Origin of the sequence: uncultured Turicibacter sp. (assembly GCF_938044715.1) — a bacterium.
Classification (GTDB): Bacteria; Bacillota_I; Bacilli_A; order MOL361; family Turicibacteraceae; genus Turicibacter; species Turicibacter sanguinis.
This window is the reverse complement of record NZ_CALIOS010000068.1, coordinates 73,812-94,459: the sequence shown is the minus strand read 5'-3', so window position 1 is coordinate 94,459 and position 20,648 is coordinate 73,812. Positions and strand designations below refer to the sequence as shown.

The window sequence follows — 20,648 nt, the reverse complement described above, 5'->3', positions numbered from 1 at the left end:
ATATTAATAATAATTATTATTTATAAAAATTGAGTGCATTTTGGTTGTAGTTTTAAAGAGTCATCGTTATAATATAAATATAGTTAAAAAGAAAAATAAACCAATTAAATGGAGGAATAACAATGAAATTTTATATTTGTCCAACTTGTGGAAATGTCATTGAATTAATTGAAGATCATAAAGTTCCAGTAATGTGCTGCGGTAAAAAAATGGAAGAATTAGTACCTAACTCAACTGAAGCTGCTGTTGAAAAACACATGCCAGTTCCAACTGTTGAAAATGGGGTATTAAAAGTTTCTGTTGGTGAAGTAGAGCATCCAAGCATCGAAAAACACTGGATTCCATTCGTAGCTGTAAAAGCTTCGGATTTAGTAATGCGTCGTGAAATCAAAGCAACTGAAAAACCAGAAGCAATCTTCCCAATCGGAGATTTCAAAGGTGAAGTAGAAGTTTATGCTTGGTGTAACTTACACGGATTATGGAAAGCAACAATCACTTTATAATAATCGCGTAAATGAAAGAGTCGGATAGTCCGGCTCTTTTTTAGATTGAAAATTAGTATAAATTCCTTGAAATGGATAATTATAATCAAGATAGATGATTTAAAGTTTAGATATTTTGAGGTGATGTGGATGAAAATTGGAATGGCATGTGATCATGCAGGACATGATTTAAAAGAAGAAATTAAGAGATATTTAGAAAATGAAGGTCATGAAGTTGTAGATTTTGGAACAAATAGTCAGGAGGCGTGTGATTTACCTGATCACGTTTATCCAGCAGCTTTAGCTGTAAGTCATGAAGAAGTAGAGCGCGGAATCTTTGTCGATGGTGTTGGCTATGGAAGTGCAATGATTGCAAATAAAGTACCGGGGGTGTATGCGGCTGTATGCCAAGACCCCTTTTGTGCGAGCTTGGCTCGTTCTCATTCCGATACAAACGTTTTATGCTTGGGTGGAAAAATTATTGGTTCAGCAATTGCTCTCGAGATTGTCAAAACGTGGATGCATACGGATTATCTTTCAAGTGTTGAAAAATATGTTCAAAGGGTTGAGAAAGTTAAGAAGATTGATCAAATGCATAAAAAATAGTTAATTGTAAAAAAGCTTTTATTCTTTTTAAATGGAATAGGAGCTTTTTGTTTTTTATGGTACTTTTTTCTTGTGTGCGAATGCCCACTTTTCAAATGGTATAAAGTTTTATACAATGTAGGTAATAAGTTGGCAATGGGGTATTAGCTAGGCTTAGAACAGGAATGAATTAAGGATAGGCGTTATGTGGGAGCAAACTTATTCTTAATAAAGAGAATTAGAATAAATGGGAAGGGTTGAGCATGATGATATTAAAAGACATAGTAAGCAAAACAAATAAACCTGTTACTAAAAACGACCTAATTAAAGGGCTAAAAGAGTTAGGTGTAGAAAACACTGAGCTTTTAATGGTTTATAGTAATTTAAAAAGTTTCAATTTTATTATTGGTGGGGCACAAACAGTAATTGAAGCAATTTATGAGGTAACGGGATATCATACAACCGTTATTATGCCAAGTCATCGTCTCGACCAAGTGTGTCCGAGTTTTTTCGATTTAGATTTACCAACTAAGTGGCAAGATAAAATTAAAAAGAATACGCCGGCTTATGATGTTAATCTATCTCCAATTGAATCTGGTGAAATTGCTTGTACTTTTGCAATGAGCCAAAATGTTAGCCGAAGTGCACATCCTGTCGCTTCTTTTATTGCAACAGGACGTAAGGCTGAATGGTATTTAAATAATCATCGTCTAAATTCAATGTTAGGGGACGGTTCACCATTACAAAAGTTATATGCTCAAGATGCTAAAGTTTTATGTCTAGGGGTAGACTATGAAAATGTTACAGCATTGCATTTAGCTGAGTATTTTGCAAACTGCCGTGAAACAGTTAAACACGAAGCAGTTATCATGAAAAATGGGAAACGTACTTTAGTAGAATTTGAAGATTTAGCACTTGATTCAAGTTCTTTTAATGAATTAGGAGCTGCTTATGAAGAAGCAGTTGAAGTTAAAAAAGCAAGTATTGGTGGAGCTGTTTGTCGATTAATTGATTTTAGATCCTTAATTGATTTTGGAACGAATTATTTAAAATAATAAAAAGGTCACAGAAATTCATATCTGTGACCTTTTTATTATATAGTATGACTTTCCGTTAGGATGAAATTTGGCGCTATATCGTGAGCTTCTGCCTCGAAATAATCAATGATTTGGCAATCAAAAGCAAGAGCGATGGTCTCAAGATTAGGGTGATTTTTTAAATACCGGTCATAAAATCCTTTGCCGTATCCAATTCGATGCTTATGCTGATCAAAAACGATACCTGGCATAATCAATAATGCATGAGATGGTTCAATTAATACTTCGGTTTTAGGTTCAAGAATATTAAAAGCGCCTAAACTTAACTCACTAAAATCACGACACTCATAAAAATTCATCTCATCACCTTGAATTTTTGGAAGTCCAACTCGTTTATTAAGTGTCCAGGCTTTCTCAATTAACCGAATGGTTGAGACCTCACTTTTAATTGGCATGTAAACTAAAATTGTCTCAGCCGCTATAAATCGTTTATCAGTCATTAATCGCTGACAAATAAGTTCGCTTTTTTGGGTTCTTTCGCAATCTGAAAGAGCATCTCTTTTTTGTAAAATTTCCCGACGAATAATCACTTTATTCTTCATAAAATTCACCTCATTATTTTATCATATACGAAATCTTTATTTTTAGAAACAATCAGATCTCAAGCAGTTTCAAAAATCTGTATATTAGGTATGAATTTAATACTATATCCTAAATGATTAATACCCAGATATTAAAATTGAGTTTTAGTTATTTAAATGCGTTGATATCTTGATGAACGATAGTTTAGATAATCTTTTCTTCTATAGAAAATTAATCGGGACTTATATATTTTAGAGGGCAGATACGTATAATTAATTATGAGGTAAGGAGGCGATGGAACTTGGAGTATTTTGGATTTCTAGCTTTCGTTATAATACTTGTTTATAGTAGCTATCCAGCACGTGTTCAAATACTTGAAAAACGGATTAATAAACTCAAAAGAAATTTAGAGGGGGATCAAGTAATGTCAAAGATAATTCGTGATTTAGTTGGAAAACACTGCATCATGAGTTGTGAAGGAGCATTAGCCTTTGCAGGAAAAGTGAATTTTGAATGTGAAATAATTGATGTTGATGAAGAATGGATTAAGATAAGTTTCACAGATCAAAAGAAAAAATTAACGACAAAAATCATTAGAATTGAAAGCATTGATCATATTGATTTAATATAAAGTAAAAAAAGGCTTTTCTTAGAAAATATCTAAGAGAAGCCTTTTTTATTCATTTGAAACTTTTTGTCGATACTGTGCAGGAGTTAATCCTGTAAGTTTTTTAAATGTAGAACTATAGTAATTATGATTATTGAATCCGACTGCTAAGGCTACTTCTAAAATACTATATTGGTTATCTTTTAAATACTGTTTACTTTTTTCAATTCGTACACGATTCAAAAAATGTGAAAATGTCATGCCCGTCTCTGATTTGAAAATGGAACAAAAATAACTTTTATTAAGGTTTAAATACTGGCAAACCTCATCTAGTTTAATATCTTTTTCATAATATTTGTGAATAAAATAGATTCCTTCTTTAACAGAGGAATGAAATTGATGTTTTTCAAACAGGCGATGACGAACAATACTTTCAAATAATTTTCCGATTGATTTTAAACAGCAATGTGGTTTAAATGGAATATTGCTATTTATTAAATTTTCATCACTATGAAAGGGTCCTATTACGAATAATCCTTTTTGTTGTTTATATTGGTAAAGAGGAGAAAGAATGAAGTGAATTTTTTCACCTCGACAAATGTAAATTAATGATGAACTAGATGATTGATAGTCGTCAAAAAGATTAGAAGAATCTAATATCTTATTAAGATTTGGTGTCATTGCATGATTCAAAATCATTTTTTTTTGTTCATTAAAAAAAGAGATTGGAATGGTTAAACAATGATAAAAATCAGATAACACTTGTTGGATTTTATCCATATGATTTCCCCCAGAATAGTTAGTTTTCAAAAACAAATTAATATAGTTACAAAAATTCTATATATTGTTCAAGCAAGTTTTAATTGGCTACATTATAATAATTATTGATAATGATTATCAATTATGTTTTATATTATGCTACAAAATAAGGAGAAAAGCAATGAGAAAAATAGCTATTTACGGGAAAGGTGGAATTGGTAAGTCCACAACAACCTCTAATTTATCAGCTGCTTTATCAACACTCGGATACAAAGTCATGCAAATTGGATGTGATCCAAAAGCTGACTCAACAAAAAATTTAATGAATGGGAAATTTATTCCAACCGTTTTAGAGGTCATGAATCAAAAGGGAGATGACACAAAACTTGAAGATATTGTCTTTGAAGGTTATAACGGTGTTTTGTGTGTTGAAGCAGGGGGACCAACTCCTGGAGTTGGGTGTGCAGGCAGAGGAATTATTGCCGCTTTTGAGAAACTTGAAGAATTAAAAGCATTCGAATTTTATCAACCTGATATCGTAATTTATGACGTTTTAGGTGATGTTGTTTGCGGTGGATTTTCAATGCCTATTCGCAACGGATATGCAGAAGAAGTTTATATTGTAACATCAGGAGAAATGATGTCGATGTATGCTGCTAATAATATATCAACAGCGATCAATCAATTTAAAAATCGAGGCTATGCTAGATTAAAAGGCTTAATTCTCAACGCTAAAAATGTTGAAAATGAAGTTGAATTAGTTGAAAAATTAGCAACAGAAATCGATAGTCAGATTTTCCATTACATCCCACGTGATAAAGATGTACAACTATCAGAAAATGATGGGAAAACAGTTATTGAAAAGATTAAAGAGAGTCAAATGGCGAATGTGTATTTAGAATTGGCAACTAAATTAACACAGGCTATTTAAATATCAAAATATCGGAGGAAGAGTTATGAAATTTAAACATTTATTATCAATGATCTTAGTATCAACAACATTATTAGTCGGATGTCAATCATCAAAAGGAACAGAAGTAGAAGAGCAAATACCAGTTGTGGATGAGACATCATCAAGTACAAAACAAGAGGAAGAAACAACAGATGTTGAAAAAGAAGTAGAAGAAATCAAAGTTGTTGCAGCAACTGTATCGGCAACACAAGTGTTAGCAGAATTAAATGCAGAAGTTTTAGGAGTACCAGCAACATCACAAACATTACCTGATGGATATCAAGATTTACCGCAAGTTGGACAAGCAATGAATCCAGACTTAGAAATTGTTGCATCATTAAACCCTGATTTATTTATCATGGATGCTAGCTTTAAATCAAGTGTAGAGGAAAGTTTAACTGAGTATGGATTGAATACCTTCTTCTTTGAAACAGGAACATACACTGCGTTTTTAAATAGTATTAAAGAATTGGGGAATGCGATTAATCGTCAAGATGAAGCAACAACTTTATTGAATCAATTAAAACAAGCTGAGGAAGTTGCTTTAGCAAATAAAACAGAACAAGCCCCAACAGTTGCGATCATCTTTGGTGCTGGTGACAACTTCATGTTAGCAACAGAAAGTTCTTATTTAGGAGACCTTGCAAAAACATTAGGTGCGATTAATATTGCATCAGAGATTGATACAAACATTGAATCAGCATATATCCAATTCAGTTTAGAACAAATTTTAGCACAAAATCCTGATTATGTTTTACGCTTTGCCCACGGAAATATCGAAGAAACATCTAAAATGTTCGATGAAGCATTTGATAAAAATGAAGCTTATCAACAATTAGATGCGGTTGCAGATGGGAAAGTTTATGATTTAGATTCAACTATCTTCAATGTTTCAGCAAATTTAAAAGTAACAGAAGCAATCACAAAACTTGGAGAAATCTTATACGGTAACTAAAAATGAGAATAGATAAAAAATATATCATTATTATCTTATCTTTCATCACTTTACTGAGTTTGATTTTTGTCTTTTCAACGGTGGGGAGTGTTAATTTAAGTTTAGGTGAAATTTTAAGTGCCTTAAAAAATAACGATAACAAGGTTGTGACAACCATTGTTTATAAAATGCGATTACCACGAAATATTTTAGCGACATTAGTCGGAGCAAATTTAGCTGTTTCAGGAATTTTACTCCAATCAGTGATGAAAAATCCACTTGCAGACCCAGGAATTACAGGGGTTTCAAGTGGAGCTAGTGTCGCAGCAATTGTCATTTTATTAACAGCCCCACAATTAGCAAGTATCTTACCTGTTGCTGCCTTTATTGGAGGATGTGTTGCTTGTGCATTAGTTTTTATGATGGCATGGAAAAATGGATTAAAGCCTGAACGTGTTGTTTTAGCAGGGGTTGCTGTTAATACGATCTTAGGAGGCTTTATCTCATTATTATCCACACTATATAGTGATAAAATTCAAAGTGCGATTTTATGGCTAAATGGGAGTCTTGCAACAAAAACATGGCAAGATGTTCACATGTTAGTTTGGTATTCCGTCATTGGACTAATCTTGTCTTTATTTTTAATTCGAAGTGCAAATGTTTTACAACTTGGAGAAGAATCTGCGACAAATTTGGGATTCAATGTGAATCGAACGCGACTTATTATTTCACTAGTTGCTGTTTTCTTAGCAGCTACCTCGACTGCTGTTGTTGGAATTATTAGTTTTGTCGGATTAATTGTTCCACATATTTCAAGAATGTTAATGGGAAGTGATCATAAATATACGATTCCATTTAGTATGGTCCTTGGCGGAATTGTACTTTTAATTGCAGATACACTTGCAAGAACAGTAGGTGGTTCAATTGAAATTCCAGTAGGGGTAATTATGTCGATTGTAGGCGGTCCATTCTTTTTATATTTATTAAGAAAAAGGGGGAACTGATGTATGATTGAAGCAAAGAACTTAACAGCTGGCTATGAGGATAAAATCATTATTAAAGATTTGAACTTAAAAATTGAAAAAGGACAAGTGGTCTCGATTATTGGTCCAAATGGGTGTGGAAAGTCAACGTTACTTAAAACATTATCACGTATGATTAAACCAATGGGAGGGGCTGTTTTACTGGAAAATAACGAGCTGTCCAAACTTAAAAATAAATTTATTTCTCAAAAAATATGTTTGTTATCACAACATAATTTAGCACCGACTGATTTAACCGTTGAGCAACTTGTTTATTTTGGTCGCTTACCACATAAGAAATGGTTTGAATGTAAGACGACAGAAGATCAAGAATTAGTAGAATGGGCAATTGAACAAACAGGGCTAGCACACTATAAACATAAACCTATTGGGTCCTTATCTGGTGGTGAACGACAAAGGGCCTATATTGCACAGGCCCTTTGTCAAACACCTGATGTTTTACTGCTCGATGAACCAACGACTTATCTTGATATTTCACACCAACTTGAGCTTATGGAACTTGTGCGTGAAATCAATGAGAAATTCAAGATAACCATTGTGATGGTATTACATGAACTTAACCAAGCTAGCCGATATAGTGATCGATTAGTGATTATGAAACAAGGAAGAATCGTATCAGATGGAACACCGGTAGAAACCATTAATCAAGAGATGATTAAGCATGTTTATCAAATTGAATGTGATATTGATAACGATCCTATTTCAAATAAACCGCGTATTCATCCGATTCAAACGATTAAGACCGCTTAAAGGAGGATCGTTATGTATACATTAGAGAGTTTAAATCGTCTGAGTGAAATTAAGACGGACCAAGATATTAAAAGTTTATCACATGCTATTTTCCCAGGAACACATTGCCCTTTATTTGGCGTTGCCTTAACGGCATCTTATGTTAAAAATATGACAATGATTGTCATTGGAACAAGTGAATGTACGTACTATACGAAAAACTTTGCTTATCATCGTCAAAAAGGAAAAGATAGTGTTTATTCATTAGTGCTTGATGATAAAGAAGTCGTATTTGGTGCCGTGGCACAGGTTGAGAGGGCAGTAAAAGAGATTATTGAAATAGAACATCCTGATGCAGTCATGCTCGTTACGACATGTGTTCCAGAGTTAATAGGGGAGGATTATTCATCTATTCCTTATACACTTGAGGAAGAGGTAGGGATTCCGATATTTGTTGTGAACACTGAACATTTTAAATGTAATTCACATATTCCTGGTATGTCACGAGCCTTAAAGTCTTTAAGTCATGCGATGGAAAAAGTTGAGGTACAAGAAGGAGTTAATATTATTGGACATCGTCAGGATAAGGTAGAGGAAACAGAACTTGTACAGTTATTAAAAAAATATGATGTTCAAATCCAAACCGTTATCCCTTCAAGTTGTACAATAGCTGAAATAAAAAAGGCTCCAACTGCTAAGTTAAACATTGTTACAGATATGATTGGATTAGATTTAGCGAAAGAAATGAAGCGAAAATTTAATATTGAGTATCTATACTTTGATAAGCATTTAAATGTAGAGACTATTTCTAAAAATTATGAAGAGTTATCGAAAATACTTGAAATTGATTTTTCACGAGATTTAAAACAAGTTAAGGCACGTTACGAACAGTTAGCCATGAAATGTTATTCACTATTAAAAGGGAAAAAATTAATTTATGGAAATACGCCAATGATGGCACTTGAAATGGTCGATTTCTTAAGTGATTTAGGCTTAGAACCCGTCTTTGTTCAATTACGAGAATTATATGAGCAAGATTCACCTTATAAGGAGAGTTTATTAGACAAAGGCTATAATCCTTATATTAGTCGTATTGCAAATATTGCGCCATTACGAGAGTTATACGATACGATTGGGGCAGATTTGTATGTAGGTCATGAAAGTCCAATGTTATTAAAACAAAAAGGAATGATGCAAATGACCTTTGATGCTCACGCTCAAAAAATCGGTTATGAGCTCCCAATTGGTGTCATGCAAGATATGATTAAGTTAATGACTGAAGATTCTAAACCAATGGGAGGTGGCAAACATGCAGCTATGTAAATATTATCCGGTTGCAAATGATCGGATGGGGTCGATTTGGACACTTTGTTCGATTAAAGATACCTGTATCATTGAGTTTGGCCCTGCAGGAACAACTCACTATGCAGTTGAGGGAATTGGAAGTTTGAATGCAGGGGAAGGTTCCCGCATTTATTCAACCCATATGGATCAAAGTGATGTAACGTTTGGAAAGTATGATCGATTAGAAAAAGCTATTTTAGAGGTTGATGAGAATATTAAACCTCGATACATTTTTGTCATGGCTTCTTCGATTTCCTCAATTATTGGTGCGGATATTGAGAGTGTGTGTAGCGATTTACAAAGTCAAGTTCAGTCTAAACTTATTGCCATCACGACTGGAGGACTTAAGCATCAATATCATATTGGAGTTGAACAAACATTAGAATTACTCGTGAAGAAGTTAGTTGGTGATTATCCTCGTGATGTTAATAAATATAATATTTTAGGCTGTACGATTGATAAATATAATTATGCTTCTGATGTTGAAGAAATGAAACGTATGATGAAGCTCTTCTTTAACAAGGAAGTTCAAACAGTTTTCACATGTGAGACAACTGTTGAAGAAATTGAACAGGCTAGTCGTGCGTCTTTAAATATTGTTATGCGCAAAGAAGCCTTGAAAGCTGCTAAGTGGATGAAGAAAACTTACGGAATTCCGTATATTTATCACCATGTATATGGCCTTCAAAATACGATTGATTTTATTGAAGCAGTTAATAAAATCGATGGGTATGAAGTGAATCGAGAGTATCTAAATGCAGAAGTTGAAGCAGTAAAAAAGCATTTGTTTAGTTTAAAACGTAAATTTTTATTTTATAAAGAAACAAAGGAATGCGCGATTTTTGGTGACTATGATACGGTGCTAGGATTTGACGCTATTTTAAAAGAGCTAGGACTTGCTACTGATCGTTTAGAAGTATTGTACCAAACGGAAGTAGAAGCAGATTGGATATCTGGTCGCCCTGAATTAGAAAGAATAAAATATTTAAAATCAAAAGAACTATTCATGATTTGTGGAGATGGTCCAAGCTTAGAGATGGAACATCAAGCTAAATTAGAGTTACAGGTTAGTAACCCTAATTTAAATCAAGTTTTGATTTATCCATATACGCCCTATATGGGATTTAGAGGGATGCTTTTCGTTATTGAAAAAATATTAAATATCAAATAGTAAGGATGTAAGAAATGGAAACATTATTAAATCAGAAAAGTTTAATGATTAGTTCATTAAATGAAAATAAAATGCCTGAAATTAGTTATGCACCTTTTATGATGAAAGATCAAAAAATCTATATTTATATTAGTAAGGCTGCTGCACATTATCATAATTTAGTGCAAAATCCACAGTGTTCAGTCATGCTAATTGAAGATGAAGCAGCTTGTAAAACGGTCTTTGCAAGAGAACGCGTTTCTTTTGAATGTATAGCTTCAAAAGTTGAGTCAAGCAAGGAGTTATTAGAATTATTTGGTGGACGACAAGGAGCTCAAATGATGATGGTTTTAAAAACATTAGACTTTGATTTCTTTGAGTTAGTCCCACTTAAAGGTCGTCTTGTTAAAGGATTTGGACAGGCGTTTAACATTTCTTTAAACAATAGTGAGTTTCAATTAACACAAGTCACATCAATAGGGCATAAATAAGAAAAACTCTCGCACATCAGGGCGAGAGTTTTTCTTATTCAATACCTAACATTTGACCATCTAATTCAAACATTTTGAGATGTTTAACTCTTTTAGAAAACGCTATAATTAGTTATGATTTAGTAAAAGAGGGGATAAAAAGATGAAGAGAAATAAGAGGGATTATGTTTTGTATTTGATAGGTATTATGATGTTAACACTTGGGGTTTCGTTGACGGTACAATCTGATTTAGGAGCAGGTTCGATTGATTCAATTAATTTCGCTTTGGCTCACCGACTTAATATTAACCTTTCAATTGTTATTTTTGTCATGGCTTTGTTAGCAATTGCGATTTCAACTTGTATCAGATGTGAAAGACCAAAGTTCACAACGTTGATTACGGCTTTTTTTATGGCTATCGGAACTGAGTTTTGGGTGTTTGTTGTGAGTCCTATTGTACCTGAAACGTTAATGCAAAAAATTGTAGTATTTAGTATCGCTGTTATTTTGGTCTGCACAGGATTAGCACTTTACTTAAAGCCTAAATTACCGGCTCATCCAAATGATGATATTACGGTTTCTATTAGCGAAGTAAGTAACCTGAAAATTGGAACAGCTAAACTAATGATGGATGCTATTTGTATGATTATTGCTTTGTTATTGCAAGGTCCTATTGGGGGTGGAACAATTATTTTGACTCTGTTTGTAGGGCCTGGGGTTAATTTAGCAACGTATTTACTAGAAAAATTACCTTTCATTAATGACTTACAACCTTATCATATACAGTAAAAGCCAGGCGATCCTGGCTTTTTAATGGTTTAAATGACGGTATTCACTTGGTGAAATCCCATTTGCTTTTTTAAAAGCTTTTGAGAAAGCAAGGGGATCACTGTATCCACAAGAGTGCGAAATATTAGCGACAGATAAATCGGTTTGAAGTAATAAATCTGCCGCCTTAGTCATTCGAAATTGAATCAAAAAGTTCTGGGGGGACATTCCTAAATGCTTTTGAAAAAGTGAAGTTAAATAAGTGCGATTTAAACATAGATAGTGGGAAATATCGCTCACTTTAATATAGTTAAAGTAATTATTTTCGATAAATTCAATGGCCTTACTCACATAGTGATTATCTTCTTGAAGGCTTGGTTGTTTTGTTTGAATATGACTCGATTCTGAGAGTTTAGAAAGAAGGAGATAAAGAAGCCCTTGATATTTTAATTCGTTCGCATGAGTTGATTTATTACAATTTAACATCTCTGCGACATAGGACTTCAAGGTTTCACAATCATGGACATTTAATACTAAGCGATTATCAATAAAACCAGCATGTTCTAAATATTTTTTTGCCATCTGTCCATCGAAGCCAACCCAAATATAAGTCCAAGGATCTTCTTGGTCAGCTTGATAAAAAGTTAATTCATTAGGGCGGATTAAGAAGCATTGATCTTTTTTAATTTCGTATTTTTGATCATTTAAATAATAGGCACCTTTACCTTTTAAAACAAAATGAAGTAAAAAGGTTGGACGGATAGCTGGACCATACGAATGTCCAGGTTCGCATTCATGCATTCCACAATAACAAAAAGCTAAATCTCTGTATGGTTGTGGATCAATTGTTAAGCTAAATTGTTCCATGAAGAAAGCCCCCTAAATGTATGAATTGAAATAAGTATAGCACATCTAATGGAAGGTAAAAATAGATAATTTTATATATAACTCAAAGCTATATCTAAAAAATGAAATTTAAATTTAATTCAAAAGTTGGATATATTTTTAATGATTTGATAAATTTTTTAGAGGTAATCTTCATTTTTTTAAGCTGATTAAAGTGCGGAAAGGGATAAGGTTCGTATAGTAGAAAAATAAGGGATCAGTTGTGTGATTTAGTTAGCCAATTCAATAGTTTTTTTATTTTACGTAATTTAGTTTAATTCACCAAAATTCAATTTTTTTCGCATAAATCTGATGTTGATTTAAATACTAAAGATAGTAGCGTGACTCTAAAGAGGCTACCAATAAAAGTAAGATTGATTAGAGGTGTAAAAGTTGAAAAGTGGAGTAAGACGCGTTGTATTAGTCGGAACAGGTTTTGTTGGAATGAGTTTTGCGTACTCAATTATTAATCAAGGTGGAATTGAGGAGCTAGTTTTAATTGATGTTAACCATGATAAAGCAGAAGGAGAAGCAATGGATTTAAGTCATGGTATTGCCTTTGCTCCTGATAAAACTGAAATTTGGGCAGGAACTTATGCTGATTGTGGTACTGCAGATATTGTTGTCGTAACAGCTGGTGTTAATCAACAACCAGGAGAAACACGTTTAGCTTTAGTTGAACGTAATGCTAAAATTATGCGCGATGTGGTTAAAAATGTGATGAAATCAGGATTTAATGGAATTTTATTAATTGCAAGTAATCCAGTAGATGTTTTAACATATGTTGCCTGGCAAGAATCGGGTCTTTCACGTCATCGTGTCATCGGGACAGGTACAACGCTTGATACAGCTCGTTTACGACATGAAATTGGTAAATATTTAAATGTGGATCCACGTAACGTGCATGGATACATTGTTGGGGAACATGGTGATACAGAAACACCTTTATGGTCTCACACAACAGTTGGGGTAAAACCTTTACTAGATATTATTCAAGACGATCCACAATATAAATTTGAAGATTTAGAGCAAATTTATGTGAATGTTCGTGATGCAGCATATCACATTATCGATCGTAAACGTGCAACTTATTACGGTATTGGGATGTGTACAACACGTATTGTCAAAGCTATTTTAAATGATGAAAATTGTGTTTTACCAGTTTCAGCTTATTTAAATGGACAATACGGAATTAAAGATATCTTCACAGGAGTTCCTGCCATTATTAATCGTAATGGAGTACGTGAAGTATATAATTTAAATATTACAAAAGAAGAACGCGATCAACTTCATAAATCAGTGGATATTTTAAGAGAAACACTTCAAACGGTCTTATAGTCAATTTAAGGAGGTATACTTATGTCAACTCATGATAAATATGAAAAGGTTGTAACAGATACAGAACATTTAGCTAAAAAAGTGGCAAATAAAGCTGAAGATTTAGCTGAAGATTTAAAATATGGAGCTAAAAAAGCAGCTCGTGGTGCTGAAGAGTTAGCGGAAGATATGGCTCACGGTATTTCAAAAGGTGCTAAAAAAGCAGCTCGTGGTGCTGAAGAGTTAGCAGAGGATATGGTACAAGGTGTTCAACATGCTTCTAAAAAAGTAGCTAATAAAACAGAAGATTTAATGGAGAAAGCAAAAGATTTTGTCGATAATATTAATCATCCAAATAATCATTTAGAACAATAATAAAAAATCCCACGATATGTAATCGTGGGATTTTTTATGAAATTATTTTGTTGCAACTGACATTGCGATGATGTTAATCACATGTGGTGTAACATAGAATAAAGCTGTTCCAATTACTAAACCTTTTGCTGCATCTTTTAACATTTGAATTTGTTTCATTACAAATTCCTCCTTTGGTGTTTTATTAACCCCAAAGGTTTTACAGGCCTTCTTCCTATAAAACGCATGTGCGTTTAAACAAGAAAAATAAACAGAGCCTAGTGGCCACGTTTCCTTAGGAATCTAAGGAATTAGCCTTCATATTGGTTTCTGTGAGGAGATGACTCTCATCATTTATGTTGTCAATCTGAGCTCTATTTATGAAAAAGCGCTCGTAATTATCTTTTGTGGTAATTACTTCCTTTTTGTGAATGCTTCGGTTATCATCATTACCGACGATGATATATGCAAAAACACATCAAGAACAGTACGTGGAAATTGTTCTTCCTTCAACCTTCGAAACATTCCTTGTCTTAACGCAAGGGGTTGGTTTTATAGAATAACACGTATAGAGATAAAATGCAACAAAAAAATCAAATTAATTTAAAAAAACTGACGATTGATAGGAGAAAATAAAAAAAACAGTCTAACATCGCGAATAACTGTATATGATAGAAGAGTAGAAGTTCTTCTTCTCCTAAGTTTCTCTACCGCTATTTATGCGCTTAATTTTTTCATTTTTAGTTTACTTTTTTTGTCTTTCTTCTTTGTATAAGAACTGTATCACAGGATACAGTTCTTTTTTTATTTTTGAATAAGGATTTTGGCACCATGATTGATAATATTATCAATTAATAGTGCCATTTCTTTTGGTGTTAGGGTCATACCATCAGAAATCCATTGTTCTGTAACACCAATAACGCCATTTGAAACAAAGGATAGGAATAAAGTATACTCAATAGAATCACTTTCTTGATAAAGATTTTTCAGTGTATCAAGCCCTATCGTTTTAATTAAGAGTTGGATTTTATTAAAAAAATGTCCTTGTGAATGACTCTGCAAAAAGGTTTTTAAAATATGTTTATTATCATAAATATATTCAAAGAGTTGTTCTAGTAATAAATAAGTCGATTGATTAGAATTCCTAAAATTAAAATCTTGGATCATCATTGAAACATTTTCGATGACTTCATCTTCAAGCTGATTTAATAAATCATAGATATCGAGATAGTGAAGATAAAAAGTTCCACGATTTAAATCAGCATGTTCAGTAAGGTCTTTTACCGTAATATCTTTGATTTGTTTTTCAGACATTAATTCAATAAAACTTTCTTTTAATAGTTTTTTTGTTCTCCTAACACGGCGGTCTTCTAGTTTAGGTTTCATTTTATATAATCCCTTCTTTTTTTATTTATTGAACATATAGTTAAAGAATGTTGGTTATTTAACACGGTGTAAAAGATTGATTATTGTACATTTTATTAAAATGAATAATAATAGACATATGTTCAAAAGTCAATAATCTGTTTATTTAGCATTAATGCTCAAATCTGTGAGTAAGCTATCTCAGGATGCTAAAAATATAAGGAAACAAAATAGGGAGTGATAAGATGGCAGGTTACATTGAGTTTAAAGATGTAAAAAAAGTTTACAAAATGGGAGAAGTTGAAATTGAAGCTTTAAGCGGTGTTGATTTTTCCATTAATAAAGGTGAATTTGTCATTGTTGCTGGGGCAAGTGGAGCGGGAAAAAGTACTGTTTTAAATATATTAGGTGGAATGGACCATGCCAGCAGTGGAAAGATTTTAGTTGATGGAAACGAAATTAATAATTATTCAAATAAGGAATTAATTACATATCGTCGTCATGACATCGGATTTGTCTTTCAGTTTTATAATTTAGTTCAAAATTTAACAGCTGTTGAGAATGTTGAACTAGCAACTCAGATTTGTGAAAATCCGTTAAATGTTCAAGAGGTTTTAGAGGCAGTGGGACTTGGACATCGTAAAAATAACTTTCCTGCTCAAATGTCGGGTGGAGAACAACAACGTGTTGCTATTGCACGAGCATTGGCCAAAAATCCAAAATTATTATTATGCGATGAACCAACCGGTGCATTAGATTACAATACCGGAAAAGCAATCTTAAAATTATTACAAGATACATGTCGTAAAATGGGGATGACGGTCGTTATGATTACCCACAACTTAGCTATTGCACCGATGGGGGATAAAATTATCCATGTTCGTAATGGAAAAGTAGCTAAGATCGAAATCAACGAAAACCCAATGCCAGTAGAAGGGATTGAGTGGTAAGAATGAGTAAGAGTTTAACAAAAGATACCTTCCGTGATATCAAAAAATCATTAGGAAGATTTATGTCGATTCTAATGATCTCTGCTCTTGGCGTTGCCTTCTTTGTCGGAATCAAATCTGCTCCGCTTGCTATGCAAAAGACAGTAGATCAATACTATGATGATTATAATTTCATGGATTTGAGATTAATCTCTACCCTTGGTTTCACCGATCAGGATGTTGAAGCTGTTAAAGGTTTAAATGATGTGTCAGGGGTTTTTCCAACCTTTACACAAGATGTTTTAACAAAATATCAAGATAATGAATTAGTTATCAGATTGCATGCCTTACCAATTGATAACTTAAATTCAAATAATCCAGATTATATTAACCAAGTTAAACTAGTTGAAGGGCGATTACCTGAAAAATCTGGAGAAGCTGTTGTTGAAAAAAGTAAATATCTTGGCTCAATTGAACTAGGTTCAAAAATACAATTACAATCAGGGACAGATGACCCGTTAAGTGATACATTAAAAACAACTGAATATACGATCGTTGGAATTGTTGAAACGCCATATTATTTGTCAGCAGATAAAGGAACATCAAATATCGGGAGCGGAAATATCTCAAGCTTTATGATGATTCCACAAAGTGATTTTAAATCAGATATCTATACTGAAATGTATGTGAGTTTATCGAACACAAAAGCTCTTGATACATTCTCAGATCAGTATAAAGACACAGTGTCTCACGTAGTAGATGAAATTGAAGTGCTAAGCGAAACTCAAACAAAGCATCGATATGATGAAGTGATGGAAGAAGCACAGTCAGAACTTGATAAAAATCGAATAGAATACGAGGGGCAAAAAGCAGAGGCACTAGCAGAACTTGAGGATGCCGCAAGTCAAATCGAAACAGCGAAACAAGATTTAGTAAACGGAAAAGCTCAACTTGCTTCTAATAAAGCAGAGTTTGAAAGTACGATTCAATCAGCTGAGGAACAAATTGCACAGGGGGAAGCACAGTTAACACAAGCAGAGGATGAGTTAAATCGTGCGTATAATGATTTTTTAGCTCAAAAAGAAAGTGCACAGTCTCAAATAGCAGCTGCTGAGGCACAGCTTAAATCTGGGGAAGAACAAGTTGCACAACTTGATGCCTATAAAAATCAACTACAAGCCTCACTACAAAATCCAGATTTAACAGATGAACAAAGAGTGGCTATTGAAGCGCAACTTGCTCCTATCTTACAAAGTTATGAATCAGCGCTACAGACATTAAATGCCGGAAGAGCTGAACTTGAGAAAAATAAACAAGCCTTAATTGATGGAGAAAATCAAATTTTAGCTGGAAAACGTACGATTCAAGCTTCAAAACAAGAATTAGCAGAGCAAAAAGCTAAATTAGAAACGGAAAAATCAAATGCTTATGCACAGTTTAAGACAGCAGAAGATGAAATTGAAAAAGGTGAAGCAGAATTAATTAAAGCTGAAGCGGACTATGAAAATGGAAAAGCCGAAGCAGAAGAACAATTTAAAGAGGCCGAAGAAAAGCTACAAGAAGCACAGGATCAAATTAATGATATGACTTATCCAGAATGGTATGTGCTAGATCGAGATTCTCATTATTCATATGTAGATTATAAAAATGCGGCTTCGAGTATTGAAGCCATCTCACAAATCTTCCCGATTTTCTTCTTCTTAGTTGCTGCCTTAGTTTGTTTAACAACAATGACACGCATGGTAGATGAACAACGATTAAATATCGGAACGTTAAAAGCATTAGGATATAGTAAAGTCAAAATTGCATCGAAGTTTTTAGTTTATGCTGCACTAGCAAGTATGACAGGGGCAATTTTAGGAACCATAATCGGATTTAATGTTTTCCCGAATGTTGTGATTGATGCTTATGGTATGATGTATACTTTACCAGATACTATTTTAGTATTTAGTTGGCCATTGGTAATCATTGCAACACTTATTGCAGTAGGGGTCACAACCTTATCAGCATTCTTTGCAGTCAATGCGGAATTAAAAGAAACACCATCTATTTTAATGCGACCTAAAGCACCGAAAGAAGGGAAAAGAATTTTACTAGAACGTCTTCCATTCATTTGGAATCGCCTAAACTTCATTGCGAAAGTAACGGTACGAAACTTATTCCGTTACAAAAAACGTTTCTTCATGACAGTCTTTGGAATTGCGGGATGTACGGCGTTACTTGTAACAGGATTTGGAGTTAAAGATTCAATTCGTACAATTGTGGATACGCAATTTGGAGAAATATTTAAATATAATATGACGATGAAGTTAAATAAAGATATTTCACTTTCAGATGAAAAAGCACTAGTTACTGAGCTACAAAATGATCCGAGAATTCAGGGCGTTTTATCAATTCATAGTGAGAATGGTAAACTATCTGATGATGACGTGACAAAAGATGTTAATGTCTTCGTTCCCCATTCAGTTGCTGATTTAGATCCATTTGTTTCACTCAGAAATCGTGTGACACAAGAAAAGGTTGAACTTCCAGAATATGGAGTCGTGTTGAGTGAGAAAGTAGGTAAACAATTGGGGGTTAAAGTTGGAGATAATGTGACGATTGAAAATGCCGATGGTAAAAAAGCAGAGGCTAAAGTAGAGGGAATTGTTGAAAATTATTTATTCCATTATGTTTATTTATCACCAACTTATTATGAAGAATTATTTAATGAGACGCCAACATTTGAAAGTATTTTAGGTGTTGCTAATGATGATACGTTAGAACTTGAAGAGGCGGTTTCATCAGATTATATGAATCAAGCGGGTGTAAGTGGGATAAGTTGGAACTCATCGATTGGAAGTAATTTTGATAACATGATTCAGAATTTGAACTATGTCGTTTTATTAATGATTATTTCTGCCGGAGCTTTAGCATTCGTCGTCTTGTATAATTTAACGAATGTTAACATCTCAGAACGTATGCGTGAGATTGCAACGATTAAAGTATTAGGATTCTATGATAAAGAAGTCTCAGCTTATATTTATCGAGAAAATATCATTTTAACCTTGATTGGAACGGTTGTTGGACTTGGACTTGGAATTTTACTACATCGTTATATCATGCTCACAGTCGAACTTGATAATATGATGTTTGGACGACAAATTGCTCCACTAAGTTTTATTTACTCAGCAGGCTTAACTATTTTATTCGCCTTCGTAGTAAACTTTGCAATGTATTATAAATTGAAAAAAATCGAAATGGTAGAATCACTTAAATCAGTCGATTAAGCCAAAAAGGTTCGCTCTCAATAAGAGCGAACCTTTTTTATAAATTAAGGTGAGATTAAAACTATATCAGGATATAATAATACTTATTAAGAATGAGACAAAAAGGAGCCCTATATGAATAAAGATTTGTTGCTTCAACAACTTTCAACACATCAAATGATGTTGCTCTATTTTAAAGGAAGCCAATGTAGTGCTTGTCTTGCGTTATTACCGAAAGTAGAAAAATTAATAGAGCAGTATCCTGAAATTGAAATGCGGATAATAGATGTGAATAAGGATGCTGAAATTTCATCACACTTTGGCGTCTATTCCGTTCCCGCTACGATTCTATTCATAGAGGGGAAAGAATATATCAAAGAAGCGGGAATTTTTAGTATACATACCTTAAATGAGAAAATAAATAGATTATACGAAATGATTTATAAGTAGAGGAGAAGTAGACAATGGAGAAAATTGAGAAACCGAAAAGAACAGGGAAATTAAATCATAACCTTACCTTCACAGAGTGCTTGGCAGAAGACTACTACATTCATGGGATGCAATTTGAAAACGAAGAAATTTCATATTTATCCATTGAGCGTCTAAGTTTAAATCAATGTCATTTTAAAAATGTTGTGTTTTTAGAATGTGAATTTGATCATATTGATTTAACGGATACGATTTTTGAAAACTGTGATTTGTCTAATATTAAAATGCCTGATGGAATTATACATCGTTGTATTTTTCAAAACTGTCGTCTGACAGGAAGTGATTTCTCAAACTGTGGCATCCAACAAACACTATTTAAAGAAAATAGTGGACGATATATCAACTTTTCCTTTTCAACGTTTAAAAAAGTAAATTTACTAAGTAATCAGTTTTCACATGGAAGTTTTAATGAATGTCAGTTTAATAAAGTTGCATTTGAAGAAAATCAATTAGAGATAGCAGAATTTATTCACACCTCATTGAATGGTCTCGATTTTTCAAACTGTAAGATAGACGGAATTGTAATTCCAATGGAAAATTTAAAAGGATTAAGTGTCTCACCAGAACAGGCTCTTCAATTAGCGACACTACTTGGACTAAAAATAAAACACCTTTAGG

At 33.2% G+C, this 20,648-nt stretch carries 22 protein-coding genes; 18 read left to right on the top strand and 4 right to left on the bottom strand.

Translation table 11 applies throughout. The annotated features are described in order from the left end of the window. Nucleotides 1-122: 122 nt before the first annotated feature. The 3 genes from QWC74_RS07765 (at nt 123) to QWC74_RS07755 (ending at nt 2,122) form a co-directional block, all read left to right on the top strand. Nucleotides 123-503, top strand: a complete 381-nt coding sequence (locus QWC74_RS07765) for a desulfoferrodoxin family protein (RefSeq protein WP_006783632.1) — start codon at nt 123-125, stop codon at nt 501-503. A gap of 129 nt (nt 504-632) precedes the next feature. After that, nucleotides 633-1,088: an RpiB/LacA/LacB family sugar-phosphate isomerase gene (locus QWC74_RS07760; protein WP_006783631.1), complete on the top strand. Its 456-nt coding sequence runs from the start codon at nt 633-635 to the stop codon at nt 1,086-1,088. Between the two features lie 242 nt (nt 1,089-1,330). Further along, a complete protein-coding gene (locus tag QWC74_RS07755) occupies nt 1,331-2,122 on the top strand; it encodes an aminoglycoside N(3)-acetyltransferase (protein WP_006783630.1) in 792 nt (263 codons plus the stop codon). A gap of 38 nt (nt 2,123-2,160) precedes the next feature. Here the strand turns inward: QWC74_RS07755 and QWC74_RS07750 are convergent, their stop codons facing one another. Beyond that, nucleotides 2,161-2,706, bottom strand: coding sequence for a 5-formyltetrahydrofolate cyclo-ligase (locus QWC74_RS07750; RefSeq protein WP_006783732.1), 546 nt, complete (start codon nt 2,704-2,706; stop codon nt 2,161-2,163). A 404-nt stretch (nt 2,707-3,110) separates the two neighbouring features. Here QWC74_RS07750 and QWC74_RS07745 point away from each other — a divergent pair, with 404 nt between their 5' ends. Continuing rightward, nucleotides 3,111-3,317 carry a hypothetical protein gene (locus tag QWC74_RS07745; RefSeq protein WP_006783733.1) on the top strand — a complete coding sequence of 69 codons (207 nt, stop codon included), beginning with the start codon at nt 3,111-3,113 and terminating at the stop codon, nt 3,315-3,317. A gap of 45 nt (nt 3,318-3,362) precedes the next feature. Here the strand turns inward: QWC74_RS07745 and QWC74_RS07740 are convergent, their stop codons facing one another. Next, complete coding sequence (locus QWC74_RS07740; protein ID WP_006783734.1) at nt 3,363-4,073, bottom strand: helix-turn-helix transcriptional regulator; 711 nt, start codon at nt 4,071-4,073, stop codon at nt 3,363-3,365. A 160-nt stretch (nt 4,074-4,233) separates the two neighbouring features. Here QWC74_RS07740 and QWC74_RS07735 point away from each other — a divergent pair, with 160 nt between their 5' ends. The 8 genes from QWC74_RS07735 (at nt 4,234) to QWC74_RS07700 (ending at nt 11,464) form a co-directional block, all read left to right on the top strand. Then, on the top strand, nt 4,234-4,983 hold the full coding sequence (locus QWC74_RS07735) for a nitrogenase iron protein NifH (RefSeq protein ID WP_288993970.1): 750 nt from the start codon (nt 4,234-4,236) through the stop codon (nt 4,981-4,983). Between the two features lie 25 nt (nt 4,984-5,008). Further along, the gene (locus QWC74_RS07730; protein ID WP_006783736.1) at nt 5,009-5,959 is read left to right on the top strand and encodes a helical backbone metal receptor; all 951 of its coding nucleotides are present in this window, start codon (nt 5,009-5,011) and stop codon (nt 5,957-5,959) included. Between the two features lie 2 nt (nt 5,960-5,961). Further along, nucleotides 5,962-6,942 (top strand): iron ABC transporter permease, encoded by a 981-nt coding sequence (locus tag QWC74_RS07725; RefSeq protein ID WP_006783737.1) that lies wholly within the window; start codon nt 5,962-5,964, stop codon nt 6,940-6,942. 3 nt (nt 6,943-6,945) lie between these two features. Next, a complete protein-coding gene (locus QWC74_RS07720; RefSeq protein WP_006783738.1) occupies nt 6,946-7,731 on the top strand; it encodes an ABC transporter ATP-binding protein in 786 nt (261 codons plus the stop codon). Nucleotides 7,732-7,743: 12 nt separating this feature from the next. After that, a complete protein-coding gene (locus QWC74_RS07715; protein WP_006783739.1) occupies nt 7,744-9,033 on the top strand; it encodes a nitrogenase component 1 in 1,290 nt (429 codons plus the stop codon). Continuing rightward, nucleotides 9,020-10,225 carry a nitrogenase component 1 gene (locus QWC74_RS07710; RefSeq protein WP_006783740.1) on the top strand — a complete coding sequence of 402 codons (1,206 nt, stop codon included), beginning with the start codon at nt 9,020-9,022 and terminating at the stop codon, nt 10,223-10,225. The genes QWC74_RS07715 and QWC74_RS07710 overlap by 14 nt, the downstream gene beginning before the upstream one ends. A gap of 14 nt (nt 10,226-10,239) precedes the next feature. Then, entirely contained in the window at nt 10,240-10,695 is a 456-nt protein-coding gene (locus QWC74_RS07705) for a HugZ family protein (RefSeq protein ID WP_006783741.1), read from the top strand. Nucleotides 10,696-10,837: 142 nt separating this feature from the next. Continuing rightward, complete coding sequence (locus QWC74_RS07700) at nt 10,838-11,464, top strand: YitT family protein (protein WP_006783742.1); 627 nt, start codon at nt 10,838-10,840, stop codon at nt 11,462-11,464. Nucleotides 11,465-11,485: 21 nt separating this feature from the next. On the opposite strand, the gene QWC74_RS07695 is transcribed toward QWC74_RS07700, so the two are convergent. After that, nucleotides 11,486-12,310 (bottom strand): AraC family transcriptional regulator, encoded by an 825-nt coding sequence (locus QWC74_RS07695; protein WP_006783743.1) that lies wholly within the window; start codon nt 12,308-12,310, stop codon nt 11,486-11,488. A gap of 411 nt (nt 12,311-12,721) precedes the next feature. Between QWC74_RS07695 and QWC74_RS07690 the strand changes: the two genes are divergently transcribed. Both QWC74_RS07690 and QWC74_RS07685 read left to right on the top strand, forming a co-directional pair. Beyond that, nucleotides 12,722-13,666 (top strand): L-lactate dehydrogenase, encoded by a 945-nt coding sequence (locus QWC74_RS07690; RefSeq protein WP_006783744.1) that lies wholly within the window; start codon nt 12,722-12,724, stop codon nt 13,664-13,666. A gap of 21 nt (nt 13,667-13,687) precedes the next feature. Beyond that, nucleotides 13,688-14,020, top strand: a complete 333-nt coding sequence (locus QWC74_RS07685) for a hypothetical protein (protein ID WP_006783745.1) — start codon at nt 13,688-13,690, stop codon at nt 14,018-14,020. A 783-nt stretch (nt 14,021-14,803) separates the two neighbouring features. Here QWC74_RS07685 and QWC74_RS07680 read toward each other — a convergent pair. Further along, nucleotides 14,804-15,385 (bottom strand): TetR/AcrR family transcriptional regulator, encoded by a 582-nt coding sequence (locus QWC74_RS07680; RefSeq protein WP_006784202.1) that lies wholly within the window; start codon nt 15,383-15,385, stop codon nt 14,804-14,806. 224 nt (nt 15,386-15,609) lie between these two features. Here QWC74_RS07680 and QWC74_RS07675 point away from each other — a divergent pair, with 224 nt between their 5' ends. The 4 genes from QWC74_RS07675 to QWC74_RS07660 all read left to right on the top strand — a co-directional run bounded on the left by QWC74_RS07675 (nt 15,610) and on the right by QWC74_RS07660 (nt 20,647). After that, nucleotides 15,610-16,314, top strand: coding sequence for an ABC transporter ATP-binding protein (locus QWC74_RS07675; RefSeq protein ID WP_006784201.1), 705 nt, complete (start codon nt 15,610-15,612; stop codon nt 16,312-16,314). Nucleotides 16,315-16,316: 2 nt separating this feature from the next. Beyond that, complete coding sequence (locus tag QWC74_RS07670) at nt 16,317-19,562, top strand: FtsX-like permease family protein (RefSeq protein ID WP_155222808.1); 3,246 nt, start codon at nt 16,317-16,319, stop codon at nt 19,560-19,562. A gap of 114 nt (nt 19,563-19,676) precedes the next feature. After that, entirely contained in the window at nt 19,677-19,991 is a 315-nt protein-coding gene (locus QWC74_RS07665) for a co-chaperone YbbN (protein ID WP_006784199.1), read from the top strand. 14 nt (nt 19,992-20,005) lie between these two features. Beyond that, a complete protein-coding gene (locus QWC74_RS07660; RefSeq protein ID WP_006784198.1) occupies nt 20,006-20,647 on the top strand; it encodes a pentapeptide repeat-containing protein in 642 nt (213 codons plus the stop codon). Nucleotide 20,648 lies beyond the last annotated feature (1 nt).